This is a genomic window from Sphingobium sp. 3R8, assembly GCF_020166615.1.
Lineage (GTDB): Bacteria > Pseudomonadota > Alphaproteobacteria > Sphingomonadales > Sphingomonadaceae > Sphingobium > Sphingobium bisphenolicum.
This window is the reverse complement of sequence record NZ_JAIQXR010000016.1, coordinates 1-26,908: the sequence shown is the minus strand read 5'-3', so window position 1 is coordinate 26,908 and position 26,908 is coordinate 1. Positions and strand designations below refer to the sequence as shown.

Here is a 26,908-nt window from a genome sequence, read left to right as displayed (position 1 = left end):
TGCGGAGGCCCCTTCCTTTGTCTTCGCGATAAGCGAACCGATCACATATGGATCGGCTTGCCCGTTACGGCCATGGCCGCTTCCTTGATCGCTTCGCTGTGCGTCGGGTGCGCGTGGCAGGTATAGGCGATGTCTTCGCTCGACGCGCCGAATTCCATCGCCTGCGCCGCCTGCGCGATCATCGTGCCCGCGGGCACCGCGATGATCCACACGCCCAGCACCTTGTCGGTTTCGGCGTCGGCGATGATCTTCACGAAGCCGTCCGGTTCGTGATTGGTCTTGGCGCGGCTGTTCGCCATCATCGGGAATTTGCCGACCTTGATCGCGCCCTTTTCCTTGGCTTGTTCCTCGGTCAGGCCCACGCCCGCGATTTCCGGCTTGGTGTAGACCACCGACGGGATCACGGCATGGTTCACGATGCCGGTCAGGCCCGCGATATTCTCCGCGACGGCAATGCCTTCGTCCTCGGCCTTGTGCGCCAGCATCGGACCGGGGATCACATCGCCGATCGCCCAGACGCCCGGAACCTTGGTCGCGAAGTCATGATCGGTTTCGATCTGGCTGCGCGCGTTGAGTTCCAGACCGATCTTGTCGAGACCAAGCCCTTCGGTGTTGGGACGGCGGCCGATCGACACGAGGACCACATCGGCCTCGATCGTCTCCGCGTCGCCACCGGCGGCGGGTTCGACGGTCAGGGTCACGCCCTTCTTGCCGACTTCCGCGCCCGTGACCTTCGTGCCGAGCTTGTACTCGAAGCCCTGCTTCTTGAAGATCTTGTTGGCTTCCTTGCGGACTTCGCCGTCCATGCCGGGCAGGATCTGGTCGAGATATTCGACCACGGTCACCTTGGCGCCCAGGCGCTTCCAGACGCTGCCCAGTTCCAGCCCGATCACGCCGCCGCCGACGACGACCAGATGCCCCGGAACCTTGTCCAGTTCCAGCGCGCCAGTCGAATCGACGATTCTACCGCCCGCATTGTCCACCGCGACGCCCGGCAGCGGCGTGACCGACGATCCGGTGGCGATGACGATATTCTTCGCCGTCACCGTCTCGCCGTTGATCTCGACCGTGTTGGCGCCGGTGAAGCGCGCCAGACCCTTGAGCCAAGTCACCTTGTTCTTCTTGAACAGGAACTCGATGCCGCCGGTCAGGCCTTTGACCGCGTCGACGCGCTGGCCCTGCAGGGTGGGCAGGTCCAGGCTCATCTTGTCGATCTTGACGCCCAGCTTGGCGAGCGCGCCATTGGCCGCTTCGTCATACAGCTCCGACGCATGCAGCATCGCCTTGGACGGGATGCACCCTACATTGAGGCAGGTGCCGCCCAGCGTCTCGCGGCTTTCGGCGCAGGCGGTCTTGAGGCCTAGCTGCGCGGCGCGGATCGCGGCGACATAGCCGCCGGGGCCAGCGCCGATTACCAGGACGTCATAGTCGAAGTCTGCCATCGTTCTTCTTCCGATCAGGTGTAATAGGTTATGATCGCTTCGCCGTTTCGCGCTGCTGCGACGGCGAAGTCACGGAGAAAATGAAAGTTCTCCAGCGAATATTCTTTCATATCATCGTGGTCGCCACGCGCCACAACATCACCCATATAGAGTTCATCGGTAGGCATTTGCTCTGGTATGAAACGAGCTAGGAAAACCTCATCGGAAATCGATTGGGCCGCTTCAGCGAACGCCTTTGTCGCATCGACAGAAATAACGTTGGGCTTACCAAGACCTAGATCGAGATCGGCAAGGGGGTGGAGGTCGTCTGCAATCAAACCAAGCGGCCCTTCGACGCGCCCCGTCTTACCGGTTAGCAAATAGTGGACGAGATGCCATGCCTTATCCAAGTCGGCTTCATCATCCTTTCCACGATCTGGTACGGGCGCGTTGTCGCTAACGACGCCCGCTCTAGACAAGCGTGCAAAAAAGCCCGGCTTCGGCGGCTCATAGGCATCGGGGTCCTGATACACGAACTCAGCCACGGCTTTCGGCCGCCCCCGAAGTTGATCCACAACTTCGGGCTTTGCTCTAATCAGGCTGTAAGCGATGCCCATGAGTTCACCTCATTATTACAGGTCGATCAGCAGGCGGGTCGGATCTTCGATCGCGTTCTTCACTGCGACCAGGAACGTCACCGCTTCGCGACCGTCAACCATGCGATGGTCATAGCTCAATGCCAGATACATCATCGGACGCGCCACGATCTGACCATTGCGGACGACCGGGCGTTCCTCGATGCGGTGCAGGCCCAGAACCGCCGACTGGGGCGGGTTAATGATCGGGCTGGACAGCAGCGAACCGAACACGCCGCCATTGGAGATGGTGAAGGTGCCGCCCTTCATATCTTCCATGGTCAGCTTGCCTTCCTTGGCCTTCTTGCCGAAGCCGCCGATGGTCTTTTCGATGTCCGCGACGCTCAGCGCCTCGGCATTGCGGATGACCGGCACGACGAGGCCGGTGGGCGCAGACACGGCGACCGAGATGTCGCAGAAGTCGTTATAGACGATCTCGTCGCCTTCGATCTGTGCGTTCACGCCCGGAATGTCGCGCAGCGCCATGCAGACGGCCTTGGTGAAGAAGCCCATGAAGCCCAGACGAACGCCATGCTTCTTCTCGAACAGATCCTTATATTTCGCGCGCGCCTCGATGATGTTGGTCATGTCGACGTCGTTGTAGGTCGTCAGCAGCGCGGCGGTGTTCTGCGCTTCCTTCAGGCGCTTGGCGACCGTCTGGCGCAGGCGGGTCATCTTGACCCGTTCCTGCTTGCGGCTCGGGCCAGCGGCGGGCGCGTCAGCGGCAGGCGCAGCGGCGGCCGCACCGGCGGCAACCTTGGCGGTGCCGGCGGCGGCGGCGGCAGTGACGTCGTCCTTGGTCAGGCGGCCGTCCTTGCCGGTGCCCTTGATCTTGCTCGGGTCAAGGCCATGTTCCAGCACCAGGCGACGCACCGCCGGCGACAGGGTCAGATTGCCGCCCTCTTCGTCATCCGAAGCGGCAGGCGCAGGCGCCGACGCGGCGGGCGCCGGGGCAGCGGCTTCCGCCTTGGCGGCAGGCGCGGCAGCAGCGGCAGGCGCAGGCGCGGCAGCGGCCGAACCGCCTTCGTTCACATAAGCCAGCAGCGCGCCGACCTCGACCGTGTCGCCTTCCTTGGCGATGATGTCGCCCATGACACCGGCGACGGTCGAGGGTACGTCGACCGCGACCTTGTCGGTTTCGAGGGACACGATCGGCTCGTCGACCTTGACGGCTTCACCGGGCTTTTTGAGCCACTGGCCCACGGTTGCTTCGGTAACGGATTCGCCCAGGGTTGGGACTTTGACTTCGGTAGCCATGAGCTTGATCAGCCTTTCTTCTGGCGACGGATTTCTTCACGGACGCTGTGACCCAGCGCATCGGCGACGAGGGCGCCCTGTTCGGACACATGGCGCGACGCCAGCCCCGTCGCGGGCGATGCCGACGCCTTGCGACCGGCATAGCGGGCGCGCTTGGGCGCCTTGCCGGCCTTGGCCAGGGCTTCCTCGATATAGGGTTCGACGAAGAACCATGCGCCATTGTTGCGCGGCTCTTCCTGGCACCAGACGATTTCGTCCAGATTGGTCATGCGCTCGATGCGCTTGGCCAGGGCGTCGGTCGCGAACGGGTAGATCTGTTCGATGCGAACGATCTGCACATCCTTGTCGCCGGCCGCGTCGCGCGCCTCCATCAGGTCGTAGAACACCTTGCCGGAACACAGGACCAGACGCTTCGTATCCTTGTCGGCCGACCCGTTGGGGTCCGACAGGATGCGCTTGAACTGGGTTTCGCCCAGGAAATCCTCCGCCTTGCTGACCGCCAGCTTATGACGGAGCAGCGACTTGGGCGCCATGATGATGAGCGGCTTGCGGAAGGGCCGCAGCATCTGGCGACGCAGCGCGTGGAAGTAATTGGCCGGGGTCGTGATATTGGCGACCTGGATATTGCCTTCCGCACATAGTTGCAGGAAGCGTTCCAGACGCGCCGAACTATGTTCCGGCCCCTGCCCTTCATAGCCGTGCGGCAACAGGCAGACGAGGCCGTTGGAGCGCAGCCACTTGGTTTCGGACGAAGCGATATACTGGTCGAAGATGATCTGCGCGCCGTTGGCGAAATCGCCGAACTGCGCTTCCCAGATTACCAGGCTCTTCGGGTCGGCCAGTGCGAAACCATATTCGAAACCCAGCACGCCATATTCGGACAGCGGCGAATCCAGCACCTCGAACCGGCCATGTGGTACGGTCGACAGCGGGATATATTTATTCTCGCTGTCCTGATCGGTCCAGACCGCGTGACGCTGGCTGAACGTCCCGCGCCCGGAGTCCTGCCCCGACAGGCGGACGCCATAGCCTTCCGACAGCAGCGAACCGAAGGCCAGGGCCTCGCCGGTCGCCCAGTCGAAATTCTCGCCGGATTTGAACATCTCCGCCTTGGCGGCGAGGACGCGCGTCAGCGTCTTGTGGACGTTCAATCCTTCGGGAACGGTGGTCAGCGTCTTGCCGAGGCCGTCGAACAGCTTGGTGCTGATCGCCGAATCCACGCTCTGGCGCGAGGTTTCGGCGTCGGCCGGCTTGTGCAGGCCCGACCAGCGACCGGCGAACCAGTCGGCCTTGTTGGCCTTGTAGCTCTTGGCCGCCTCGAACTCTTCCTCCAGATGATTGACAAAATCGCCCGTCACCTTGTTGACATAGTCGTCGTCGACCACGCCTTCATTCTTCAGCCGCGCCGAATAAACGTCGCTGACCGGCGGATGCTGGCGGATTTCCTTGTACATCAGCGGCTGGGTGAAGCCGGGCTCGTCGCCTTCATTATGGCCGAAGCGGCGATAGCACCACATGTCGATCACGATGTCGCGGTGGAAGGTCTGGCGATATTCCATCGCAAGCTTGCACGCGAAGGTCACCGCTTCGGGATCATCGCCATTGACGTGCAGGATCGGCGCCTGGACACCCTTCGCCACATCGGACGGATAGGGCGAGCCGCGCGAAAATTGCGGGCTGGTGGTGAAGCCGATCTGGTTGTTGATAATGAAGTGGACGCAGCCGCCGGTATTGTACCCATGCACACCGGAGAAGCCGAGGCATTCCCAGACGATGCCCTGCCCCGCAAAAGCGGCGTCGCCGTGGATCAGCACGGGCAATACCTGCTCATGCTTTTCCAGATCGTCGCGGAAGGTCTGCTGCGCACGGACCTTGCCCAGCACCACCGGATCGACGGTTTCGAGGTGCGAGGGGTTGGGGACCAGCGACATATGGACCTTGACGCCGTCGAACTCGCGATCGGTCGACGTGCCCAGATGATATTTCACGTCGCCCGATCCGCCCACATCTTCCGGATTGGCGGTGCCGCCGGAAAATTCGTGGAAGATGACGCGGAAGCCCTTGGCCATCACATTGGCCAGCACATTGAGGCGGCCGCGATGGGCCATGCCGAACACGATCTCGCGCACGCCGGACTGGCCACCATATTTGATGACCGCTTCCAGCGCGGGGATCATGGATTCGCCGCCGTCCAGGCCGAAGCGCTTGGTGCCGACATATTTGCGGCCCAGGAACTTCTCATATTGCTCGCCCTGGATGACCTTGGCCAGGATCGCCTTCTTGCCCTCGGGCGTGAAGATGATTTCCTTATCCTTGCCTTCCAGCCGGTCCTGCAGGAAGCGGCGTTCCTCCACATCGGCGATGTGCATATATTCCAGGCCGACATTGCCGCAATAATTGGCGCGCAGGATCGCGACGATCTCCGCCACGGTCGCATATTGCAGGCCCAGCGTGCCGCCCAGATAGATTTTTTTCGCGGGGTCGGTCAGGCCGTGATATTCCGGCGTCAGGTCGGCCGGCAGATCGCGCTTGGTCAGCCCCAGCGGATCGAGATTGGCGGCCAGATGGCCACGCACGCGATAAGTGCGGATCAGCATCTGCGCGCGGATGGCGTCGTCGGCAGCGGCGACGGCGTCGACATCCGACACGGCTTTGCCGGCGGACTTGGCGGCGGCCTTCACGGCGACCTGCATCTGGGTGGGGTCCATCGCCCCGGTCAGATCGTCGGTGTCGCTCAGCGGCCAGTTATCGCGCGCCCAGCTTGGCCCGCGTTCAATCTCGAATTCCTGGTTCTCGTAACCCATTGCCTTGTCCCATGCCAGCCGCGTGCAGTCGCGGCGCGGGGAAATCAGCGGCCGGGGTGCAGCCCGGCCGCCTGCATAGATAGGAGCTGTTTAGCCCTTCAGCACGTCGACCAGCGTCGAGCCCAGCTCGGACGGGCTGGCGGCGACCTTGATACCGGCCGCTTCCATCGCCGCGATCTTGCTTTCCGCGTCGCCCTTGCCGCCCGACACGATCGCGCCGGCATGGCCCATGCGACGGCCCGGAGGCGCCGTGCGGCCCGCGATGAAGCCGGCCATCGGCTTCTTGCGGCCGCGCTTGGCTTCGTCGATCAGGAACTGGGCGGCCTGTTCTTCCGCATCGCCGCCGATTTCGCCGATCATGATGATCGATTCGGTGGCGTCGTCGGCCAGGAACAGTTCCAGCACGTCGATGAAGTTGGTGCCGTTGACCGGGTCGCCGCCGATGCCGACGGCCGTGGTCTGGCCCAGGCCCGCATTGGTGGTCTGGAACACGGCTTCATAGGTCAGGGTGCCGGAACGCGACACGACGCCGACGCTGCCCTTCGAGAAGATCGAACCGGGCATGATGCCGATCTTGCATTCGCCCGGCGTCAGGACGCCGGGGCAGTTCGGGCCGATCAGGCGCGACTTGCTGCCCGACAAAGCGCGCTTTACGCGGACCATGTCGAGGACAGGGATGCCTTCGGTGATCGCGACGATCAGCGGGATTTCGGCATCGATCGCTTCCAGGATCGAATCGGCCGCAAATGGCGGCGGCACGTAGATGACCGAAGCGTCGGCGCCGGTCTTGCTCTTGGCTTCGGCGACCGTGTCGTACATGGGCAGGCCGATATGGCTGGTGCCGCCCTTGCCGGGGGTCACGCCGGCAACCATCTGGGTGCCGTAGGCCAGGGCCTGTTCGGTGTGGAAGGTGCCGGTGGCACCGGTCATACCCTGCGTGATGACCTTGGTGTTCTTGTTCACCAGAATGGACATGGGTGTCCCTTTATCTGCTGTGGAAGTGGCACTTGGGTCTAAAGCGCCCCGTTCCAGGCTGCGCACTTACCTGGAACGGAACGGTGCAGCTGTTAAAGCTCAGGCGAGCGAGGGATCGATGCCCTTGCACGCTTCCAGCAATTCCTTGACGGCGTCGACCGACACCTGAAGGTTCGCCTTGGCTTCGTCATTCAGTTCGATCTCGATGATCTGCTCGACGCCGTCCTTGCCGATGATGACCGGCACGCCGACATAGAGATTGTCGACGCCATATTGACCGGTCAGGTTCGCGGCGCAGGGCAGCAGGCGCTTCTTGTCGCCCAGATAGGCTTCGGCCATCGCGATCGCGCTGGTGGCGGGCGCATAGAAGGCCGAACCGGTCTTGAGCAGCGCGACGATCTCGCCGCCGCCCGAACGGGTACGCGCGACGATGGCGTCGATGCGCTCCTGGGTCGACCGGCCCTGCTTGATCAGGTCGGGAACCGGGATGCCGGCGACGGTCGAATATTCGATCACCGGGACCATCGTGTCGCCATGGCCGCCCAGCACGAAGCTGGTGACGTCCTTGGCCGAAACCTGGAATTCCTCGGCGAGGAAATGGTTGAAGCGCGACGAGTCGAGCACGCCGGCCATGCCGACGACCTTATTGTGCGGCAGGCCCGAAAATTCGCGCAGCGCCCACACCATCGCGTCGAGCGGGTTGGTGATGCAGATGACGAAGGCGTCGGGCGCATTGGCGGCGATGCCCTCGCCCACGGCCTTCATGACCTTGAGGTTGATGCCCAGCAGGTCGTCGCGGCTCATGCCCGGCTTGCGCGCCACGCCGGCGGTGACGATGATCACGTCCGCGCCCGCAATGTCGGCATAATCGTTGGAGCCGGTGATCTTGGCGTCGAAGCCTTCGACCGACGCGCACTGCGACAGGTCGAGCGCCTTGCCCTGCGGCACGCCTTCGACGACGTCGAACAATATAATGTCGCCAAGCCCCTTGAGGGCCGCGAGATGCGCCAACGTGCCGCCGATATTGCCAGCGCCGATGAGCGCGATCTTGTTACGGGCCATATGCAATCATCCTCCAAGTCGTGACTACTGGAATTGCTGGTCCGCCTACGCCCTTCGAACAGGGGTTTCAACCGCCGAAGCCCTGGGAATGCAAATTATCTTTGCAATTCATTCGCAATTGCATTAGATGCGATTCACACCCTGTCGCTGTAGACTTCTACCCTGGTCTCCAGCCTTCCCTGCAGAGGTATCCTGCCGGGCGCCTTTCTCCTCGGAGGCGCCCGGCCTGTTTCCCACCTTAAGATTGCGGCCTGATGAACGGCCCGCGCGCGATCGGACGGGCCGATTCCACCCGGCGACGAACGGACCGACGAGGATGAAGTCATGTCGGGTCCATGACCCGGCGGGCTATTTCGGCCCGTGGCCCAGCGCCAGATAGTCGTCCGACTGCATTTCCATCAGCCGCGACACGGTGCGCTCGAATTCGAAGGCGCCGTCTCCCTCCGGATAGAGGCGCGCCGGTTCGGCATCGGCCGACGCCAGCAATTTCACCTTATATTCGTAGAGCGAGTCGATCAGCGTCACGAAGCGCGCGGCTTCGTTGCGGTTTTCCGGCCCCAGCACGGGAATGCCGACGATGATGACCGTATGATATTTACGCGCGATCGCCAGATAGTCCGGCGCACCGCGCGCTTCCGCACACAGCCGCTTGAACGAGAAGACCGCGACGCCCTTCAGGCTCTTGGGCACATGCAGGGTGCGGCCGCCCTGCACGACAATATCCTCCGACGGCACATTGGCACGGTCGGACGGCGGATAGTCGGTCAGCCGGAAGAAGGCCGTGCTGAGCGCCTGCGTCGCTGCGTCGCCATTGGGACAATGCCACAATGTCGCGTCGCCCAGACGGTCGCGCCGATAATCGGTCGGCCCGTTCAGCGTCATCACGTCCAGCTTCATCTTTATGAGGTCGATGAAGGGCAGGAAAAGCTGGCGGTTGAGGCCGTTCTTGTAGAGTTCGTCCGGCGCGCGGTTGGACGTCGTGACGATCGTCACCCGCTTTTCCAGTAACCCGGTGAACAGCCGCGACATGATCGCCGCGTCGGCCATATTGTTGACGACCATCTCGTCGAAGCAGAGCAGGCGCGCCTCGTCGGCCAGCGATTCGACCACTGGCGGGATCGGATCGCCCGTTTCCGACTTGCGCGCGTCGGCCAGCCGGGCATGGACGTCGAGCATGAATTCATGAAAATGCGCGCGCTTCTTCCGCTGAATCTGCACCGTGTCGAAGAACAGGTCCATCAGCATCGATTTGCCGCGCCCGACCCCGCCCCACATATAGAGACCACGGGGCGGATCGGGTTGCTTGCGCAGCAGCTTCCACAGCGTCGATCCGCGCGCGGGCACCGCTTGCAGCTCCTGCTGCAACCGATCGAGTCGCTCGGCCGCCGCCCGCTGGTCGGCATCGGGCCGCAATTCGCCCGCCTGCACCAGCGCGTCGTAGCGGGCGAGAACGGCGGTCACTTTTTCGCGCGCGCCTTGCGGATCGTGGCGGTCGATGCCGCGACCGGCTCGCCGTCCTGCGTCATCACCATGCGCAGGAACAACATCCGCCCGGTTTCGCGCAGCAGCTCGACTTCGGCGATCAGGTCGGGGCCGACCTTGCCAGCGCCCAGATATTGCATGTTAAGGTCGATGGTCACGCCATTGACATGCTCCTTCAGCCCCATGGCCCACAGCGCGCCGAAAAAGGCGTGGTCGGCAAAGGCGGCCAGGAAGCCGCCATGCAGCATGTCGATTCGATTGCGATGGCCGGGGCGCGTCTCCAGCCCCACCTGCGCCCTGCCCGAACCCAGGTCGCGCATATAGCCGCGCCCGATGGCCTGCAGGAAGGTGTCGGGATGCGGCTCGGCCCAACCGGACCAACCCGCCCATTTCCCTTCGGTCAGCGCAATCCCGCCTGCAACGCCGTCACTGCTCAAGATCAGAGCTGCCGCTCGACCATCATCTTCTTGGTTTCGGCGATCGCCTTGGCCGGGCTGAGGCCCTTGGGGCAGACATTCGCGCAATTCATGATGGTGTGGCAGCGATAAAGGCGGAAGGGATCTTCCAGATCGTCCAGACGCTCGCCGGTATATTCGTCGCGGCTGTCCGCCAGCCAGCGATAGGCCTGGAGCAGGATCGCCGGACCCAGGAACTTGTCCGAATTCCACCAGTAGGACGGGCAGCTGGTCGAGCAGCAGGCGCACAGGATGCACTCGTAGAGGCCGTCCAGCTTTTCGCGCTCGGCGGGCGACTGGAGCCGCTCCTTGCCCGAGGGCGGCGGCGACACGGTCTTCAGCCAGGGCTGGATCGAATTATACTGGGCGTAGAAATGGGTGAAGTCGGGCACCAGGTCCTTGATGACGTCCATATGCGGCAACGGCGTGATACGCACATCCTTGCCGCTGCATTCGTCGATCGCGGTGGTGCAGGCCAGGCCGTTCTTGCCGTTCATGTTCATCGAACAGCTGCCGCAAATGCCTTCGCGGCACGACCGGCGGAAGGTCAGCGTGGGATCATATTCATTCTTGATCTTCAGCAATGCGTCCAGAACCATCGGGCCGCACGCATCGAGATCGATGTCGAACGTGTCGTAGCGCGGGTTCTGGCCGGAGTCGGGATCGTAGCGATAGACCTTGAAGCTGCGCACATTGGTCGCGCCGGCGGGCGCGGGGTGGGTCACGCCCTTGCCGCTGATCTTGCTGTTCTTGGGCAACGCAAATTCGGCCATCGCTCGTCGAGCCTCTTCGAATAGGTCTGTCTGGTCGGGGTCCGCATAACAAAAAATAAGCAAAGGTCCAGCGTCGTGGACCATGTTTCTGTCCTCAAGCGCTTGTTGCAAATGGCTTGCAAATCATCGGAGGGCCGCTTGCTTCCTCCACCATCCGCGCTAGGGCGGCAAATCTCTAAGGATATAGTCTTGCCGACCGACATCGCCTTTCTCGCTATCGCCGAAGCGCAGCAACTCTATCACTGGCTGCCCGCCGCGCTCGAACTGGCGCGCCGGCCCGACGTGCGGGTCAGCATATTGTCGCCATCGGACCAGATATTGGCGCTGGTCGCCAGCTATGATCCGCAGGGCCGCCTCGCCTGCATCCGGCTGCGTCGCCCCCCCTCCCGCCCCGACTCGCTGTTCCGCCAGCCATCCCGCCTCGCGACCCTGCTGCTCAACTATGCGACCATCGCCCGCTTCCCGACTCTGGTGACGACCGAGATCAGCAGCGCCTGGCTGCGCCGCGTGCCGGGTTTCGCCTCCCGCCTCATCCTCATCAAACATGGCGCGGGCGACCGGGAGGGCGGCTACAAGAAACGCCATGCCGATTTCGACCTCACCCTGGTCGCGGGCGAAAAGGACCGCCGCCGCATGATCGATCGCGGCCTGTGCACGCCCGACACGGTCGCGGTCGGCGGCTATCCCAAGTTCGAGCTGAAGGCGCCGCGCCAGCGCTATTTCTACAATGACGACCCGGTGCTGCTCTATAACCCGCATTTCGACCCGAAACTCTCCTCCTGGATAAAGCACGGGCCACAGGTGCTTGCCGCGCTGGAGGCCCTGGTCGGCTGGAACGTCATTATCGCCCCCCATACCAAGCTGGCGCGCACCGCCGCCCCGATCGCCAGCCCCGCGCCGCATATCCGCATCGACATGGGCAGCCGCCATTCGATCGACATGAGCTATACGATGAGCGCGGACGTCTATCTGGGCGACGTATCGAGCCAGGTCTATGAATTCCTGCTCCACCCGCGCCCCTGCATCTTCCTCAATCTCGACCATCGCGACGGCGCGGGCGACGCCTTCGCCCATTGGCGGCTGGGCCAGGTGATCGAGTCCGCCGACGCGCTGCCCGCCGCGCTCGCCCGCGCAACCGACTTGCAACCCGGCTTCGTTGCTGCTCAGGAAGCAGCGATGCAGCAATCGATCGACCTGTCCCCGGCCCCCGCCTCACAGCGCCAGGCCGACCTCATCCTGAATTTCGCCCACACACACCATCTTGCGACGAGCCAAGCATGACCCAGATCCTCGCCACCACCCTTGGCCCCGTCCGCCTTCTGGGCGACAATCCGACGCCGATCTGGGGCATGGCCAATGCCGAACGCAATCGCCGCATGGCGGAAAGCGCCGCGAAGAACGGCAGCCATCTGGCGGCGGGGCATGAACTGGTCTTCAACCTCCTCTATGCCTTCGACCCGCTGCTGCTGCGGCTCGTGCTCGAAACGCCCGGCACGCTCTTCGCCTGGGGCCGGACGCCGATCGTGGGCCAGGTGCCGCAGGGCAGCGATCCCCTCGCCGCGCCGCATGTCATCGACCTGTCGGACGGCCGCAGGCTCTACAATCGCCAGTTGCGCAAGCTGGAGCAACCGATGGTGCGCGAGCTGACCCCGGCGACCCGGCGGGAGATCGAGCGGCGCAGCTATTTCGGCGCCTATAAGGGCGTCACGGACCTGCTCACCAAATATCTCTGGCCCGAACTGGCGCTGATCCTGACCCGCATCGCCGCGCAGTTGAAGATGACGCCCAACATGGTGTCGGTGATCGGCGTCACCCTCTGCCTGGTCGCGACCTTCCTCTTCGCCGAGGGGATGTACTGGACCGGCTTCCTGTGCGGCTTCATCTTCATGGTGCTGGACACGGTCGACGGCAAACTCGCCCGCTGCACCATCACCTCGTCCAAATGGGGCAATGTGATCGACCATGGCGTCGACCTCGTCCACCCGCCCTTCTGGTGGTATTTCTGGGGCACGGGCCTGGCCTATTGGGGCCTGTCGCTCTCGACCCGGGCCTTCGCGCTGGTGATGGCGGCGGTGATCGCAGGCTATGTGCTGCAACGGCTGATCGAGGGCATGTTCCTCAAGGACTTCAAGATGGACATCCATGTCTGGCGTCCCTTCGACAGCCAGTTCCGCCTCGTCACTGCACGCCGCAACCCGAACATGGTGATCCTGTTCGTGTCGCTGCTCTTCGGCCGCCCCGACATCGGCCTGATCGCGCTGGCCTGGTGGACGGTCCTCTCGCTGGTCGTCCACGCCGTGCGACTGGCCCAGGCCTATGCCGTCAAGCGTTCGGGCCGTCCGATCGTGAGCTGGATGGACGAAGCGGAGGCCGCAGCATGAATGCCACCATCGCAAAATTCGGCTGGCCCGCGACCCTGATCGCGGAATTCGACCACTGGGTCGTGCTGCTCCGTCCTACCCAGCCGACGCTGGGATCGCTGGTGCTGGCGGCGAAGAGCGACGCGACCGCCTTCGGCGACCTGCCGGCGGAGGCCCATGCAGAATTGAAGACCGTCACCGCCACGATCGAGGCGGCGCTCACCAGGGCGGTGGGCTATGCGAAGATCAATTATCTGATGCTGATGATGGTCGACCCCCATGTCCATTTCCACGTCATCCCCCGCTATGAAGGAACGCGCAGCGGCGGCGGCTTGACGGTGGCCGATGCGGGCTGGCCGGGGCAACCGGACCTGGGCGCGGCGGTCAGGCCGGACGGCGCGCTCGACGATTTGCGGACGTGGTTGCAAGGCTGGTTCGACGGGGCCATGGCGTAGCGCCCGCCCGCCTTCCCGCACAGGCACGCCAGCTAAGCCCGCCGCCCGGCGTCGGGCGACCGGATATGTTCGCGGCGCACGCCCAGACCCAGCAGCCGCGCCGGCACTCCCCGCAGCGCCGCGTGCCGGTCCAGCATACGCACCGCCAGGGGTGGCCCGTCCAGCCGCGCATCGGGCCGCAGCAACGCGCCGATGATCCGGTCATGCGCGATCTTTTGCACCCGCTGGATCAGCCATGTCGGCCACATTCGCCGCTGCTGGACGACCGCCGCCAGCCCGTCCGCCATGGCGCCCGCGGCCATCTGCGCCGCCATGATATTGGCCGCCGCCACCGCATCCTGGATCGCCAGGTTGATGCCGACCCCGCCCACCGGCGACATGGCGTGCGCCGCATCGCCGATCGCCAGCAATCCCGGCCGGTGCCAGCGCGTCAGCCGGTCGAGCGCCACCGACAGCAATTTCACCTGGTCCCAGTGGGTCAGCGCCTCCGCTGCCGACGCCATCTCGCGATTCAGCGTCGCAATTTCGGCGCGAAAGGCTGGCAGGCCCCGCGCCCGCACCGCATCCGCCTGCCCCTTGGCAAAGACATAGGCGCATTGCCCATATTCGCCCCGGTCGATCTGCACGAACAGCCGCCCCGCCTCGAACACGCCCATCGTCTCGTTGCCCGTTCCCGCGGTCTTGGGCAGGCGGAACCAGAAGACGTCCATCGGTGCGCCCAGATCCTTGCGCGGCAGCGCCGCCGCGTCGCGCAGCACCGACCGGCGGCCATCGGCGGCAATGACATAATCGGCCGCGATCACCTGTCCGTCCGCCATCCGCACCCCGTTCACCCGCTTGTGTGCATCATGGGTCAGCCCGGTCGCCTCGGCCGCCATGCGCAGCGTGAAATCGGGATAGCGCTTCGCTTCCGCCGCCAGAAAGTCGAGAAATTCCCATTGCGGCATCATCGCGATGAACCGGCTCTCCACCGGCAGGCGGCGGAAATCGGCGATCCGCACCGTCTGTCCGCCGATCCGCGCGCGCAACTGGTCGACCCTGTCGTGCGGGCGCCGCAACAGCGCGTCGCGCAGCCCCAGTTCGCGGAACAGTTCCAGCGTCGAAGGATGGACGGTATCGCCCCGAAAATCGCGCAGGAAATCGCCATGCTTTTCCAGCACCGTGGTCGGCACGCCCGCCCGCGCGAACAGCAGCCCCGCCATCATCCCCGCAGGCCCGCCACCGACAATGACCAGATGCGACGCCATGGCCGATCTCCCAAAGCGGCATCATAGCATCGTTCGCCCGGCCTATTCCACCGTCACGCTCTTCGCCAGATTGCGCGGCTGATCGACATCCGTCCCCTTCGCCACTGCGACATGGTAAGCCAGCAACTGCACCGGCACCGCATAGACCAAAGGCGCGATCAGCGGATGCACCTTGGGCATCTCGATCGTCGCCATACAGCCCTCGCCCGCCGCCGCAATGCCTTCCGCGTCGGAAATCAGCACCACCTTGCCGCCGCGTGCCTGCACTTCCTGCATATTGCTCACGGTCTTCTCGAACAGCGGGCCACTAGGCGCGATCACGATCACCGGCACCAGTTCGTCGATCAATGCGATCGGCCCATGCTTCATCTCGCCCGCGGCATAGCCCTCGGCATGGATATAGCTGATTTCCTTGAGTTTCAGCGCCCCTTCCAGCGCCATAGGATAGTCCGGCCCGCGGCCCAGATACAGCACGTCCCGCGCCGGCGCGATCAGGTGCGCCATCGCCTCGATCTGCCCGTCGCGGCTCAGTGCCTCGTTCAAGGCCGCAGGCGCCTCGCTCAGGTGCCAGACGATCTGCGCCTCCTCCTGTGGCGTCAGCCGACCCTTGGCCCGCGCCAGATTGGCCGCCAGCGCCGCCAGCACCGCCAACTGGCAGGTGAACGCCTTGGTCGACGCCACGCCGATTTCCGGTCCGGCATGGGTCGGCAGCAACAGGTCCGCCTCGCGCGCCATCGAACTGGTCGGCACGTTCACCACCACCGCGATGATCTGCCCCTCCGCCTTGGCATGGCGCAGCGCGGCCAGCGTATCGGCCGTCTCGCCCGACTGGCTGATGAACAGCGCCAGCCCGCCCGCCTCCAGCACCGGGTCGCGATAGCGGAACTCGCTCGCGACATCGATGTCCACGGCCACGCGCGCGAATTTCTCGAACCAATATTTCGCCACCAGCCCGGCATAATAGCTGGTGCCGCACGCGACGATGGTGATGCGCTTCACCGCGCCCAGGTCGAACTCCATGTCGGGCATGGCGACCTCATTCTCCATCCGGCGCAGATAGGAACGCAGCGTCTGGGCGACCACGACCGGCTGCTCGTAAATCTCCTTCTGCATGAAGTGGCGATGATTGCCCTTGTCGATCATCGCCCCCGACACGCCGGAAATCGTCACTGGCCGCTCGACCGGCTGGTTGTCCTTGTCGAAAATTGCTGCACCATCCGCCGTGACGACGACCCAGTCGCCCTCCTCCAGATAGGCGATCCGCTGGGTCAGCGGCGCCAGCGCCAGCGCGTCCGACCCCAGATAGGTTTCCCCCTCGCCATAGCCGACCACCAGCGGCGACCCCAGCCGCGCGCCGATCAGCATGTCGGGATGGCTGCGGAACGCGATCGCCAGCGCGAAGGCGCCATGCAGCCGCGGCAACACCTGCGCCACGGCCTCTTGCGGCGACGCGCCCTGCTCCACCAGTTCGCTCACCAGATGGGCGACGACCTCGGTGTCGGTCTGGCTGTCGAAATGCCGGCCCCGCGCCATCAACTCCGCGCGCAGCGACTTGAAATTCTCGATGATGCCGTTGTGGACCAGCGCGACTTCGCTGGTCGCATGGGGGTGGGCGTTGCTGGTGGTCGGCGCGCCATGCGTCGCCCAGCGGGTGTGCGCGATGCCGGTCGTGCCAGGCAGCGGCTCGTCGCGCAATTCGCGCACCAGGTTCGCCAGCTTCCCCTCGGCCCGTCGCCGCTCGATCGCGCCGTCATGGATCGTGGCCACGCCCGCGCTGTCATAACCGCGATATTCCAGCCGCTTCAAACCGTCGACCAGCCGTTCCGCCACGTCGTCCTTGCCGATGATGCCGATGATGCCGCACATGTGCCGGAAAGCCTTTCAGAGTGTATAGGGAACGCGGATGCCCGGCATCTCTGCCGGGAAATCCTTTGTATTTCGTGTCACCAGCACGCGGCCGCGCAATTGCGCCGTCGCCAGGATGATCGCGTCCATCGCTTTGAGCCGCCCCCGTTCGCGGCGCAAGGCCGCCGCGCGTTTGCCGACCTCCGCATCGATCTCATCCACGCCAAAGCCGGACAGGAGCGTTTCCGCCCGCCACAGCCCGTCGCCCGACCCTTTCGACATCACTTCGATCCATACCGCTCGGCTGATCCACGCCCGCGCGCCATAGTCGGTCGCGCGGTCGATTTCCATACGGGCCGGGGCAAAGCCCGCCAAGGCATCGATGATGATATTGGAATCGAAGCTGAAACCACTCACCGGGAAACGGGCTTCTTGGAGCCGGGATATTTGCCCGCCATCATATCGAGATAAATCTGACGCTGGCGATCATCCTCCGCGTCGAACAGGTCGGGAAACTCCGCCCTGGTCTCTTCATAATCATCGTCCCAGGGCCGGGTCGATGACGCCCGCTCCCGCCGCTGCCATGCAACCGCATCACCGATATCGACCTCGTCCTTCCAGGCGCCAAAGCCGATATCGAGCCATTTCTTGCTGGTGAGCGATTCCGCTTCGGCGCGATAATCGCGCACCGCCTCCCGCAGCACCGCCGCCCGCGACTTGCCCTGCTCGCGCGCCATCTGGTCGAGCCATTTGACATCATCGTCGGGAATGTCGGCCAGGAAACGCATGATGCCATGATATCATATCATGATATCAGGTCAAGTCGCGCCCATTCGCACCATGTCCGTTCGTTTCGAGCGAACGGGTCAGCATAAAGTCGCTCAGCCTTTCGCCGCACGAACCCTTTATCGCGGCCGGATCGTCACCAGCCAGATATCCGGCGGCGCCAGCATCCTAAACGGCGCGCTGCTCGTCCCCACCCCGCCCGACACGATCATCGTCCGCTTGCCCTCCCGATAGACGCCGCACGCATAGCGTGTCCCATATTTCGACGGCACATAAACGACGCCCAGGAATGGCAGGGCGATCTGCCCGCAATGGGTGTGGCCAGCGAGTGTAAGCGACGCCGCATCGGGTAGTCGCGGAAAAACATCCGGCCCATGCGACAGGATCAGCGGCGCGCCGCCCGCTTGGCGCATCGCCGCCAGCGTGCCGGGCATGTCGATCCGGCGGGTATAGACATCCTTCAACCCGCCGATCGCCAGCGGCCCACGCCGCACCGCGCCGTCCTGCAACAGGGTGACGCCGATCCGCGCGAACGCGGCACGCCAGTCCGGCCCGCTCAGCGCCCGGCGATTGCGCTTGCTGCGGCTGTCATGATTGCCCAGCACCGCCACCACCCCCAGCGGTGCGCGCAACCGGGCGAACGGCGCGATGCTCGCCCGCGCATCATAGGTCGCCCCGCCCTTGTCATCGCCGATATAGTCGCCGCCCAGCAGGATCAGGTCGGGCCTGAGCGCATTGATCTGCGCCACGATCCGGCGCAGCCGATCCGGACTGTTGTCCGGCCCCGACAAATGCGTGTCGGTCAGCAGCGCGACGGTGACGGGTGCGCGCGGCGCGCCCGCCGGAAAGGGCAGCACGATCTCCGCCCGCCGCACGACCGGCATGGCGCTGGCGTTGTGGAGGAGCCAGCCGACAAAAGCGAGGATCGCCAGCAAAAGGCACAGGCTTCCTGTCAACCACGGGCGGCGGCGGACAAAACTCATCCCTTGGCGGCGGCTTTCCGCGCCAGCATCCGCTCGCGGAAGCGCTTGGCCCAGCCCGGCTTGCCGACCTGATCGGGCCGCACCAGACACAGCGCATCGGCCTCGACCGGCTTGGTCACCACGCTGCCCGCCGCCACGATCGCGCCCGCGCCGATGGTCGCCGGGGCGACCAGCGCGCTGTTCGACCCGATAAACGCGCCCGCGCCGATCTCCGTCCTATATTTGAAGAAACCGTCATAATTGCAGGTGATCGTGCCCGCCCCGACATTGGCGCCCGCGCCCACGCTGGCGTCGCCGATATAGGACAGGTGGTTGACCTTCGCCCCCTCGCCCAGGGTCGCCTTCTTGATCTCGACGAAATTGCCGACCTTGGCCTTCACGCCGATCTCCGCGCCCGGCCGCAGCCGCGCATAGGGACCGATCGCCGCCCCACGCGCGATCGTCGCCCCCTCCAGATGCGAAAAGGCGTGGATCACGACATCGTCCGCCACGGTCACGCCCGGCCCGAACACGACATTCGGCTCCACCACCACGTCGCGGCCCAGCACCGTGTCATGGCTGAAGAACACGGTCTCCGGCGCCACCAGCGTCACGCCCTCGCGCATAGCCTCGGCCCGCCGCCGCGCCTGCCACACGCCTTCCACCCCGGCCAGTTCGATCCGGCTGTTGACCCCCGCCACTTCCCACGCTTCCGTCTCGATCACCGCGCTCGTCCCGCCGGGCAGCATGACGATGTCGGGCAGATAATATTCCCCCGCCGCATTCTGGTTGCCGATCTGGTCGAGCAGCACGAACAGGTCGGTCGACCGCACCGCCATCAGCCCGCTGTTGCACAGCGTCACCGCCCGCTCGCCCTCGCTCGCATCCTTATATTCGACCATCTTCTCGATGATGCCCTGCCCGTCGGCGATGATCCGGCCATAGGCCGCCGCGTCATCGGGCCGAAACCCCAGCACCACCGCGCGCGGCTCGTCGCCCCGGCTCAGCCGATCGAGCATCGCGCGCATCGTGCCCACGCTCACCAGCGGCACGTCGCCATAGAGGATCAGCACGTCGCCCGCGAACCCCGCCAGCGCATCATGCGCCTGGGCGACGGCATGGCCCGTGCCCAGTTGCTGCGCCTGCACCGCGACGATCGCGCCGGTGCCGGCCACCGCCTGCTCGACCTGCTCGCGCCCCGCGCCGACGACCACCACCTGCCGCTGTGGCGACAATGCGCCCGCGCTCGCCAGCAGGTGGAGCAGCATCGGCCGCCCGGCCACGGGGTGCAACACCTTGTGCAGGCTGGATTTCATCCGCGTCCCCTGCCCCGCGGCGAGGATGATGACGGCGAGCGGGCGCGAAGATGAGTCGGGTACAGTCACGATGAAAGCGTCCCTGGCAGGAGGAGGAATCTTGCCGCTCTCTGCCATGTTTGCCTTGCCATTGCCACCGCGCACGCGGCATGGCGGCGGCATGACCAGCCCCTCCATCGATCCCATTCCCTTCGACATCGTCGGCTTCGACCTCGACGGCACCCTGATCGACACCAGCGGCGATCTCGCCGCCGCGGTCAATTACGCGATCGGCACGATCGGCCGTCCGCCCTTTCCCGCCGCATCGATCCACCCCTTCGTCGGCAAGGGCGCGAAAATCATGCTGGCGCGGGCGCTCGACGCATCGGGCGGCTATACCGCGGACACGCTCGACGCGCTCCTGCCGATCCTGCTCGACTATTATGAGCAGAATCTCGCCATCCACTCGGTCCCCTATCCCGGCCTGCTGGACGCGATGGACGCGCTGGCGGAGGCCGGCGTCACACTCGCCATCTGCACCAACAAGGCGGAACGCTTCACCATCCCGCTGATGCGCCAGCTCGGCCTGTCGGACCGCTTCGCCGCGATCGTCGGCGGCGATACGGTCGGCGTCGCCAAGCCCGATCCGGCCCCGATCCGCGAAATGATCGCCCGCTCCGGCGGCGGCCGCGCCCTCTTCGTCGGCGACACGATCAACGACATCGCGGGCGCGCGCAACGCGGGCATCGCCAATGTCGCGGTCGGCTTCGGCTTTCTCGACGGCCCGGTCGAAAATCTGGAGGCCGACGCCGTCATACACCATTTTGACGAACTGGTCCCGCTGCTGCGGCGCTGGCCGGCATGACGCCCCCTGTCATGCCCCTGCGTCTGGAACAGGACGGCCCGGTCGCCCGGCTGCTGATCGACCGGCCCGACAAGCGCAACGCCATGACCCAGGCGATGTGGGAGGCCCTGCCCCGGCTCGTCGGGCAGGCGATGGCCGACGACGCCGTCCGCGTCCTTCTCCTCGCCTCCGCCACGCCCGGTCTGTTCTGCGCCGGCGCCGACATCCACGAACTGGCCGCCTGCGCCGGCGACCCCGACTGGAGCGCCGCCAACCAGGCCGCGATCCGCGCCAGCCAATATGCTCTGGCCCATGCCGAAAAGCCGGTGATCGCCGCGATCGACGGCGATGGCGTCGGCGGCGGCTGCGGCCTCGCCATCGCCTGCGACCTGCGCATCGCCTCGCCCGCCGCGCGCCTCGGCATCACCCCGGCGAAACTCGGCATCGTCTATTCGCTGTTCGACACGAAGCTGCTGGTCGACCTGGTCGGCCCCGCCCGCGCCAGGCGCATCCTCTACACCGGCGCGCTCCACAGCGCCGACGAAGCCCTGTCGATCGGCCTGATCGAGGAGATCGCGCCCGATCCCCTCGGCGCGGCGCACGCGCTCGCCCATATCATCGCCGCCAACGCCCAGCACAGCGTCCGCACTTCCAGGGCGATCGTCCGCCGCATCCTCGACGGGCAGGCGGACGACGACGCCACGACATTGGCGCTGTTCCGCGACGCCTTCACCCTGCCCGACTTCGCCGAGGGCGTCGCCGCCTTCCGCGCCAGGCGCCGCCCGGACTTCTGACGCGCCTTTTCCCGCGCCAACGCCAAAAGGCCCGGCGTCAACCGGGCCTTCGTCGCTGGCAGGATAGGCCGGTCGGGATCAGTTGCCCACCACCGGCCGCACATTCTTGCCCGCATCGGCATAGCGTTCGCCGGTCTCGGCGCGGGCGATGGCGGCGCTGACGGGGGCCTGGACATGGGCCAGCGCCTTCGCCTTGCACGCCTGCGCCGCGGCCAGGTCCATCGAGGAACAGACGCGGCTGGCGGCGCGGGCGATACGGCTGCGGAGCTGCTGCTGGTGCGCCGGCTGGGTCAGGTCCAGGTCGCCATGATAGACGGCGCTGGTGCGGCCGTTGGAGACGAAGTCTTCGGCGGATGCGGCGCCGGCGCTGGCCAGCAGGGCAAGGGACGCAACGGCGGCGGCGAATTTGGATGCAACGAACATGGGCTTATCTCCTCAAAATCTGTTGTGGCCGGCGCACCGCCGCAAAGGGGGGCTGTGCGGGGCGCCGGGTGCGAACGGAGGGAGCCAAAGGGTCTTTCAGGGGGTCGGCGTCCTGCCCCGTTCGCCTCATCTTGTTACGCCCCCGTGGCGCGCTACGCCCGTCCGCTTCGACCGATGGCGATCCGCATCGGCCAACGACGCGATCGCCGACCAAGCGCAGACCGGCGCGGACGAACGGCGTGACGAACGACATCCGTGCCGATGCGAACGACATGCGCGGATCATATTGCCGTAGGGGAAAAGGCGAATCGCCCGGCCGAAAGCGCCGGACGCGAAAACGCCCCCGGCGCAAGGGAAGGCCGGGGGCGTATCCAGATGCTGTCGGGCACCGGATCGGAGTAAGCTGCAGGACAGAGACGACGCCACGGGCGCTGAACCGTCGCTTAACGGGGCAGGTCCATCACCCGACGCCGCGCTCTGTCGATGCCCCACCATAGCGCCGCAACGCGGGCGATCCCGACCGCTTCGATGACCCGCCCACCCGCAGCGCCCGGCGGCATCCGGGACGGACCAACGGCCGGCGCGAGGCGATGAACGACATGGGAGCGGATGCGGAAGACCGAATGTCGGCATGGGCATGGGCGGCGGGCGGCGGGTGGTCCAATTATGCAGGAGGCGCGTGGACTAACGTCGCCAATGCGCCCTTTGTCGCCATCCTGCGCCTCATTTCCGTTTCTCGGAAGCGGTCATTTCGCCAGATTTACGCTGCCCTGCTGGCGATGAAAAAGCTACCGGTCGGCCGTCGGCCAATGCCGGCGCTGCCATGGCTTCGCTTTGCAGAAGGTTCAACACCTCTTAAAGGCAGGGCGTCAGGATCTGAATCACAATGAATTATCGCCATTCCTTCCATGCCGGCAATAGCGCCGATGTCGTCAAGCACAGCCTCCTGATCGCCTTGGTGCGGACCTTGCAGCACAAGCCGGGCGCGCTCACGCTGATCGACACCCATGCTGGCTGCGGCCTGTACGACCTTGGCGGCGACGATGCCCAACGCACCGGTGAGGCGACGCAGGGCGTGCTGCGGGCGTTTGCCGACCCCAACCCCTTGCTGGACGACTACCGTGCCGCCGTGCAGGCAGTGAATGTCGGTGGAGAACCGCAGCTTTACCCCGGCTCGCCGCAGTTTCTGGCACAGCTTTTGCGCCCGCAGGATTGCCTGATCCTCAACGAAAAGCATCCGGAAGACGCTTACACCCTGCGCGGCGTGATGCGCGGCACCAGCGCGGCCATACATGAACGCGACGCCTACGAACTCTGGCTGGCTATGGTGCCGCCCCGCACCGCGCGCGGCGTGGTGGTGGTCGACCCGCCCTACGAGCAGACGGACGAACGCGCGCGCATCACCGCCACCCTCGCCGCCGCTCACCGCAAATGGGCGCATGGCGTGACGGTGATCTGGTATCCGCTGAAAGACCGCGCCACGCATTGGCATTGGAAGAAGCAGTTACGCAAGCTCGGCATCCCGAAATTGCTGCTGGTGGAGCATTGGCTATACGATAGCGAGCAACCCGGCATCTATAACGGCGCGGGCCTCTATATCGTCAATCCGCCTTACGCTTTCACGCAGGCACTGCCGCCATTGTTGGAGGCTCTGCGCCCCGCGTTGGCCCCCGAAGGGCATAAGGGCGAGATTATTTCCGGTTGGTTGGGCGATTAAGATAAGCCTCGTCCCACCCTTCCTCCTGCCCGCGCCTGCCCCCGCCGTCCCGCATCATAATCGCGGCAGCGCCCTCGCATTCCCCCTGACGCGCTCCTATCTTCGGCTCTGGATTCTCTCTCGGAACATTTGTAGAACGGATCGCATGAGCCTTACCCCCATCAAGCAGCAGAGGTTTACCGAATGCTGACTCACATAAGCGTCCGCGGCGCGCGCGAGCATAATCTCAAGGGCGTCGACGTCGATCTCCCCCGCGACAGCCTCATCGTCATCACCGGCCTGTCCGGCTCCGGCAAATCCTCCCTCGCCTTCGACACCATCTATGCGGAGGGGCAGCGCCGCTATGTCGAATCGCTCTCCGCCTATGCACGCCAGTTTCTGGAGATGATGCAGAAGCCCGATGTCGAGCATATCGAGGGCCTCAGCCCCGCCATCTCCATCGAGCAGAAGACCACCAGCCGCAACCCGCGCTCCACCGTCGCCACGGTTACGGAAATCTACGACTATATGCGCCTGCTCTGGGCGCGCGTCGGCATTCCCTACAGCCCCGCCACCGGCCTCCCCATCAGCGCGCAGACCGTCAGCCAGATGGTCGATCGCGTCGCGCTCCTGCCCGAAGGCACGCGCTTCTACCTGCTCGCCCCGGTCGTGCGCGGCCGCAAGGGGGAATATCGCAAGGAACTGGCCGAGTGGCAGAAGGCGGGCTACACCCGCGTCCGCATCGACGGCGAAATGATGCTGATCGAGGACGCCCCCGCGCTCGATAAGAAGTACAAGCATGACATCGAAGTCGTGGTCGACCGTCTCGCCGTCACCGACGACATGGCCACCCGCCTTGCCGACAGTTTCGAGCAGGCGCTCAAGCTCGCCGACGGCCTCGCCTATGTCGATCTGGCCGACGGCGTCGTCCCCGGCCGCGAAGACGAAGTGCAATCCACCGACAAGAAGATGAAGGGCGCGGGCATTCCCCTGAACCGCATCGTCTTCAGCGAGAAATTCGCCTGCCCGGTCAGCGGCTTCACCATCCCCGACATCGAGCCGCGCCTCTTCTCCTTCAACGCCCCGCTGGGCGCCTGCCCCGCCTGCGACGGCCTTGGCGAACGGCAGGAGTTCGACCCCGAACTGGTCGTCCCCAACGAGGCGCTCTCGATCAAGAAGGGCGCCGTCGTCCCCTGGGCCAAGTCCAACCCGCCCAGCCCCTATTATATGCAGGTGCTCGGCAGCCTCGCCAAGGAGTTCGGCTTCTCGCTCGACACCCCCTGGGCCGACCTGCCCGGCGAGGTGAAGCTCATCATCCTCCACGGCACCGGCGGCAAGCCGGTCACCCTGCGCTTCCAGGACGGCAAGAAGAGCTACGAGGTCAAGAAGGCGTTCGAGGGCGTCATCGGCAACCTCAACCGCCGCCTGCTCCAGACCGAAAGCGCCTGGATGCGCGAGGAGCTGGCCAAATATCAGACCGCCATGCCCTGCGAGACCTGCCACGGCGCCCGCCTCAAGCCCGAGGCACTCGCGGTCAAGATCGCGGGCGAGGATATCAGCGTCTCCACCCGCCGCTCGGTGGTGGACGCGCTCGCCTTCTTCACCACCCTGCCCGATCATCTGAACGACCAGCAGCAGCAGATCGCCCGCGCCATCCTCAAGGAAATCGTGGAACGCCTGGGCTTCCTCAACAATGTCGGCCTCGATTACCTCAACCTCGACCGCACCAGCGGCACCCTGTCCGGCGGCGAATCCCAGCGCATCCGCCTCGCCAGCCAGATCGGCAGCGGCCTGTCGGGCGTCCTCTACGTCCTCGACGAGCCCTCGATCGGCCTGCACCAGCGCGACAATGACCGGCTGCTCGTCACCCTCAAGCGCCTGCGCGATCTCGGCAACAGCGTCATCGTCGTGGAGCATGACGAGGATGCGATCCGCCACGCCGACTATATCGTCGACATGGGGCCGGGCGCGGGCGTCCATGGCGGCCAGATCGTGGCGCAGGGCACGCTGGCCGAAATCCTGGCGCACAAGGACAGCGTCACCGCGGACTATCTCAACGGCACCCGCCGCATCGAAGTCCCCACCAAGCGCCGCAAGGGCTCCGGCAAGAAACTCACCGTCCACAATGCCCGCGCCAACAACCTGACCGGCGTCACCGCGTCGATCCCGCTCGGCACCTTCACCTGCATCACCGGCGTCTCAGGCTCAGGCAAGTCCAGCTTCACCATCGACACGCTCTACGCCGCCTCGGCCCGCGCCCTCAACGGCGCCCGCATCGTCGCCGGCCCGCATGACAAGATCACCGGCCTCGACCATTGCGACAAGGTGATCGACATCGACCAGTCGCCCATCGGCCGCACCCCGCGCTCCAACCCCGCCACCTATACCGGCGCCTTCACCAACATCCGCGACTGGTTCGCGGGCCTGCCCGAAAGCCAGGCGCGGGGCTACAAGCCCGGCCGCTTCAGCTTCAACGTCAAGGGCGGCCGCTGCGAAGCCTGCCAGGGCGACGGCGTGCTCAAGATCGAGATGCACTTCCTCCCCGACGTCTATGTCACCTGCGACGTCTGCCACGGCGCGCGCTACAATCGCGAAACGCTGGAGGTGAAGTTCAAGGGGATGAGCATCGCCGACGTGCTAGACATGACGGTCGAGGATGCGGTGGAATTCTTCAAGGCCGTGCCGCCCATCCGCGACAAGATGGCGATGCTCGCCGAAGTGGGACTGGGCTATGTCAAGGTCGGCCAGCAGGCCACGACCCTGTCCGGCGGCGAAGCCCAGCGCGTCAAACTCGCCAAGGAACTCTCCCGCCGCGCGACCGGCAACACGCTCTATATATTGGACGAACCCACCACCGGCCTGCATTTCGAGGATGTCCGCAAACTGCTCGAAGTCCTTCACGCGCTGGTCGACCAGGGCAACAGCGTGGTCGTGATCGAGCATAATCTGGACGTCATCAAGACCGCCGACTGGATCATCGACATGGGGCCGGAAGGCGGCGTGAAGGGCGGCGAAGTCGTCGCGGAGGGTACGCCGGAGAAGGTGGTGAAGGAGAAGCGCAGCTTTACCGGGCGGTACTTAGCGCCGTTGCTGGGGCTGGAGGCTTTGGCGGCGGAGTGAGTACGCAAAAAAAGTCACTATCTGTTACCAATAGGCGTGAATCTTGTCTTTCATTCAAGGTTTTCCCTGGGAGAGGCAGTGCGGAACAAAATAATTTAGTACATTCTCAAGCGACGGGTTTCTTCTGGCGCCGCGAGCAACGAACATTTCTCGTTACTAATCTACACAACATTACCGGATGGAATTACGAAATTAGGCCGTAGACTCATAAGCCCTG

The 26,908-nt window shown here is 65.0% G+C and carries 24 protein-coding genes; 8 read left to right on the top strand and 16 right to left on the bottom strand.

Annotation, left to right across the window (positions count from 1 at the left end; genetic code table 11):
• Positions 1-41: 41 nt before the first annotated feature.
• From lpdA to K9B33_RS15280, 9 genes are all read right to left on the bottom strand, one after another.
• Positions 42-1,442: a dihydrolipoyl dehydrogenase gene (gene lpdA, locus K9B33_RS15320; RefSeq protein WP_224549956.1), complete on the bottom strand. Its 1,401-nt coding sequence runs from the start codon at positions 1,440-1,442 to the stop codon at positions 42-44.
• A gap of 14 nt (positions 1,443-1,456) precedes the next feature.
• Positions 1,457-2,038: a DUF1877 family protein gene (locus tag K9B33_RS15315; RefSeq protein WP_224549955.1), complete on the bottom strand. Its 582-nt coding sequence runs from the start codon at positions 2,036-2,038 to the stop codon at positions 1,457-1,459.
• A 15-nt stretch (positions 2,039-2,053) separates the two neighbouring features.
• A complete protein-coding gene (gene odhB, locus K9B33_RS15310) occupies positions 2,054-3,313 on the bottom strand; it encodes a 2-oxoglutarate dehydrogenase complex dihydrolipoyllysine-residue succinyltransferase (protein ID WP_224549954.1) in 1,260 nt (419 codons plus the stop codon).
• An 8-nt stretch (positions 3,314-3,321) separates the two neighbouring features.
• Positions 3,322-6,117 (bottom strand): 2-oxoglutarate dehydrogenase E1 component, encoded by a 2,796-nt coding sequence (locus K9B33_RS15305; RefSeq protein WP_224549953.1) that lies wholly within the window; start codon positions 6,115-6,117, stop codon positions 3,322-3,324.
• A gap of 90 nt (positions 6,118-6,207) precedes the next feature.
• Positions 6,208-7,092, bottom strand: a complete 885-nt coding sequence (gene sucD / locus K9B33_RS15300; RefSeq protein ID WP_224549952.1) for a succinate--CoA ligase subunit alpha — start codon at positions 7,090-7,092, stop codon at positions 6,208-6,210.
• Positions 7,093-7,191: 99 nt separating this feature from the next.
• Positions 7,192-8,154 carry a malate dehydrogenase gene (gene mdh, locus K9B33_RS15295; protein ID WP_224549951.1) on the bottom strand — a complete coding sequence of 321 codons (963 nt, stop codon included), beginning with the start codon at positions 8,152-8,154 and terminating at the stop codon, positions 7,192-7,194.
• A gap of 348 nt (positions 8,155-8,502) precedes the next feature.
• A complete protein-coding gene (gene zapE, locus K9B33_RS15290) occupies positions 8,503-9,615 on the bottom strand; it encodes a cell division protein ZapE (RefSeq protein WP_224549950.1) in 1,113 nt (370 codons plus the stop codon).
• Entirely contained in the window at positions 9,612-10,073 is a 462-nt protein-coding gene (locus K9B33_RS15285; RefSeq protein ID WP_224549949.1) for a PaaI family thioesterase, read from the bottom strand. Before K9B33_RS15285 ends, zapE begins: the two co-directional genes overlap by 4 nt.
• 2 nt (positions 10,074-10,075) lie before the next feature.
• Positions 10,076-10,864, bottom strand: a complete 789-nt coding sequence (locus K9B33_RS15280; protein WP_224549948.1) for a succinate dehydrogenase iron-sulfur subunit — start codon at positions 10,862-10,864, stop codon at positions 10,076-10,078.
• Positions 10,865-11,053: 189 nt separating this feature from the next.
• Here K9B33_RS15280 and K9B33_RS15275 point away from each other — a divergent pair, with 189 nt between their 5' ends.
• From K9B33_RS15275 to K9B33_RS15265, 3 genes are read left to right on the top strand one after another with little or no spacing between them, the layout of a single operon-like run.
• Positions 11,054-12,145, top strand: coding sequence for a glycosyl transferase (locus K9B33_RS15275; RefSeq protein ID WP_224549947.1), 1,092 nt, complete (start codon positions 11,054-11,056; stop codon positions 12,143-12,145).
• Positions 12,142-13,245, top strand: coding sequence for a CDP-alcohol phosphatidyltransferase family protein (locus K9B33_RS15270; RefSeq protein WP_224549946.1), 1,104 nt, complete (start codon positions 12,142-12,144; stop codon positions 13,243-13,245). Before K9B33_RS15275 ends, K9B33_RS15270 begins: the two co-directional genes overlap by 4 nt.
• The gene (locus K9B33_RS15265; protein WP_224549945.1) at positions 13,242-13,679 is read left to right on the top strand and encodes an HIT family protein; all 438 of its coding nucleotides are present in this window, start codon (positions 13,242-13,244) and stop codon (positions 13,677-13,679) included. Before K9B33_RS15270 ends, K9B33_RS15265 begins: the two co-directional genes overlap by 4 nt.
• Positions 13,680-13,711: 32 nt before the next feature.
• On the opposite strand, the gene K9B33_RS15260 is transcribed toward K9B33_RS15265, so the two are convergent.
• From K9B33_RS15260 to glmU, 6 genes are all read right to left on the bottom strand, one after another.
• Positions 13,712-14,926, bottom strand: a complete 1,215-nt coding sequence (locus K9B33_RS15260; protein WP_224549944.1) for an FAD-dependent oxidoreductase — start codon at positions 14,924-14,926, stop codon at positions 13,712-13,714.
• Positions 14,927-14,968: 42 nt separating this feature from the next.
• On the bottom strand, positions 14,969-16,792 hold the full coding sequence (gene glmS, locus K9B33_RS15255) for a glutamine--fructose-6-phosphate transaminase (isomerizing) (protein ID WP_224549943.1): 1,824 nt from the start codon (positions 16,790-16,792) through the stop codon (positions 14,969-14,971).
• 15 nt (positions 16,793-16,807) lie between these two features.
• Positions 16,808-17,188 (bottom strand): PIN domain-containing protein, encoded by a 381-nt coding sequence (locus K9B33_RS15250; RefSeq protein WP_224549942.1) that lies wholly within the window; start codon positions 17,186-17,188, stop codon positions 16,808-16,810.
• Positions 17,185-17,559, bottom strand: a complete 375-nt coding sequence (locus K9B33_RS15245; RefSeq protein WP_263499606.1) for a ribbon-helix-helix domain-containing protein — start codon at positions 17,557-17,559, stop codon at positions 17,185-17,187. Before K9B33_RS15245 ends, K9B33_RS15250 begins: the two co-directional genes overlap by 4 nt.
• A 117-nt stretch (positions 17,560-17,676) precedes the next feature.
• Complete coding sequence (locus K9B33_RS15240; protein WP_224549941.1) at positions 17,677-18,540, bottom strand: metallophosphoesterase; 864 nt, start codon at positions 18,538-18,540, stop codon at positions 17,677-17,679.
• A complete protein-coding gene (glmU, locus tag K9B33_RS15235) occupies positions 18,537-19,835 on the bottom strand; it encodes a bifunctional UDP-N-acetylglucosamine diphosphorylase/glucosamine-1-phosphate N-acetyltransferase GlmU (RefSeq protein ID WP_263499609.1) in 1,299 nt (432 codons plus the stop codon). The genes K9B33_RS15240 and glmU overlap by 4 nt, the downstream gene beginning before the upstream one ends.
• A 175-nt stretch (positions 19,836-20,010) precedes the next feature.
• Between glmU and K9B33_RS15230 the strand changes: the two genes are divergently transcribed.
• A complete protein-coding gene (locus K9B33_RS15230) occupies positions 20,011-20,679 on the top strand; it encodes an HAD family hydrolase (protein ID WP_224550050.1) in 669 nt (222 codons plus the stop codon).
• Between the two features lie 11 nt (positions 20,680-20,690).
• Positions 20,691-21,452: an enoyl-CoA hydratase/isomerase family protein gene (locus tag K9B33_RS15225; RefSeq protein ID WP_224549940.1), complete on the top strand. Its 762-nt coding sequence runs from the start codon at positions 20,691-20,693 to the stop codon at positions 21,450-21,452.
• Between the two features lie 78 nt (positions 21,453-21,530).
• Here K9B33_RS15225 and K9B33_RS15220 read toward each other — a convergent pair whose 3' ends face one another.
• Positions 21,531-21,875 carry a UrcA family protein gene (locus K9B33_RS15220; protein WP_224549939.1) on the bottom strand — a complete coding sequence of 115 codons (345 nt, stop codon included), beginning with the start codon at positions 21,873-21,875 and terminating at the stop codon, positions 21,531-21,533.
• A gap of 590 nt (positions 21,876-22,465) precedes the next feature.
• Here K9B33_RS15220 and K9B33_RS15215 point away from each other — a divergent pair.
• The 3 genes from K9B33_RS15215 to uvrA all read left to right on the top strand — a co-directional run bounded on the left by K9B33_RS15215 (position 22,466) and on the right by uvrA (position 26,691).
• Positions 22,466-22,765, top strand: a complete 300-nt coding sequence (locus K9B33_RS15215) for a hypothetical protein (RefSeq protein ID WP_224549938.1) — start codon at positions 22,466-22,468, stop codon at positions 22,763-22,765.
• A complete protein-coding gene (locus tag K9B33_RS15210) occupies positions 22,762-23,592 on the top strand; it encodes a 23S rRNA (adenine(2030)-N(6))-methyltransferase RlmJ (RefSeq protein ID WP_224549937.1) in 831 nt (276 codons plus the stop codon). Before K9B33_RS15215 ends, K9B33_RS15210 begins: the two co-directional genes overlap by 4 nt.
• Before the next feature lie 183 nt (positions 23,593-23,775).
• On the top strand, positions 23,776-26,691 hold the full coding sequence (gene uvrA / locus K9B33_RS15205) for an excinuclease ABC subunit UvrA (RefSeq protein ID WP_224549936.1): 2,916 nt from the start codon (positions 23,776-23,778) through the stop codon (positions 26,689-26,691).
• The last annotated feature ends 217 nt before the right edge of the window (positions 26,692-26,908 follow it).

Coding starts and splice junctions, on each gene's coding strand:
- sucD (WP_224549952.1), bottom strand. CDS start 7,092: ATGTCCATTCTGGTGAACAAGAACACCAAGGTCATCACGCAGGGTATG.
- glmS (WP_224549943.1), bottom strand. CDS start 16,792: ATGTGCGGCATCATCGGCATCATCGGCAAGGACGACGTGGCGGAACGG.
- K9B33_RS15280 (WP_224549948.1), bottom strand. CDS start 10,864: ATGGCCGAATTTGCGTTGCCCAAGAACAGCAAGATCAGCGGCAAGGGC.
- K9B33_RS15240 (WP_224549941.1), bottom strand. CDS start 18,540: ATGAGTTTTGTCCGCCGCCGCCCGTGGTTGACAGGAAGCCTGTGCCTT.
- lpdA (WP_224549956.1), bottom strand. CDS start 1,442: ATGGCAGACTTCGACTATGACGTCCTGGTAATCGGCGCTGGCCCCGGC.
- K9B33_RS15225 (WP_224549940.1), top strand. CDS start 20,691: ATGCCCCTGCGTCTGGAACAGGACGGCCCGGTCGCCCGGCTGCTGATC.
- glmU (WP_263499609.1), bottom strand. CDS start 19,835: ATGAAATCCAGCCTGCACAAGGTGTTGCACCCCGTGGCCGGGCGGCCG.
- K9B33_RS15315 (WP_224549955.1), bottom strand. CDS start 2,038: ATGGGCATCGCTTACAGCCTGATTAGAGCAAAGCCCGAAGTTGTGGAT.
- K9B33_RS15270 (WP_224549946.1), top strand. CDS start 12,142: ATGACCCAGATCCTCGCCACCACCCTTGGCCCCGTCCGCCTTCTGGGC.
- K9B33_RS15260 (WP_224549944.1), bottom strand. CDS start 14,926: ATGGCGTCGCATCTGGTCATTGTCGGTGGCGGGCCTGCGGGGATGATG.
- odhB (WP_224549954.1), bottom strand. CDS start 3,313: ATGGCTACCGAAGTCAAAGTCCCAACCCTGGGCGAATCCGTTACCGAA.
- mdh (WP_224549951.1), bottom strand. CDS start 8,154: ATGGCCCGTAACAAGATCGCGCTCATCGGCGCTGGCAATATCGGCGGC.
- K9B33_RS15215 (WP_224549938.1), top strand. CDS start 22,466: ATGAACGACATGGGAGCGGATGCGGAAGACCGAATGTCGGCATGGGCA.
- K9B33_RS15305 (WP_224549953.1), bottom strand. CDS start 6,117: ATGGGTTACGAGAACCAGGAATTCGAGATTGAACGCGGGCCAAGCTGG.
- K9B33_RS15210 (WP_224549937.1), top strand. CDS start 22,762: ATGAATTATCGCCATTCCTTCCATGCCGGCAATAGCGCCGATGTCGTC.
- uvrA (WP_224549936.1), top strand. CDS start 23,776: ATGCTGACTCACATAAGCGTCCGCGGCGCGCGCGAGCATAATCTCAAG.
- K9B33_RS15245 (WP_263499606.1), bottom strand. CDS start 17,559: ATGCGTTTCCTGGCCGACATTCCCGACGATGATGTCAAATGGCTCGAC.
- K9B33_RS15265 (WP_224549945.1), top strand. CDS start 13,242: ATGAATGCCACCATCGCAAAATTCGGCTGGCCCGCGACCCTGATCGCG.
- K9B33_RS15220 (WP_224549939.1), bottom strand. CDS start 21,875: ATGTTCGTTGCATCCAAATTCGCCGCCGCCGTTGCGTCCCTTGCCCTG.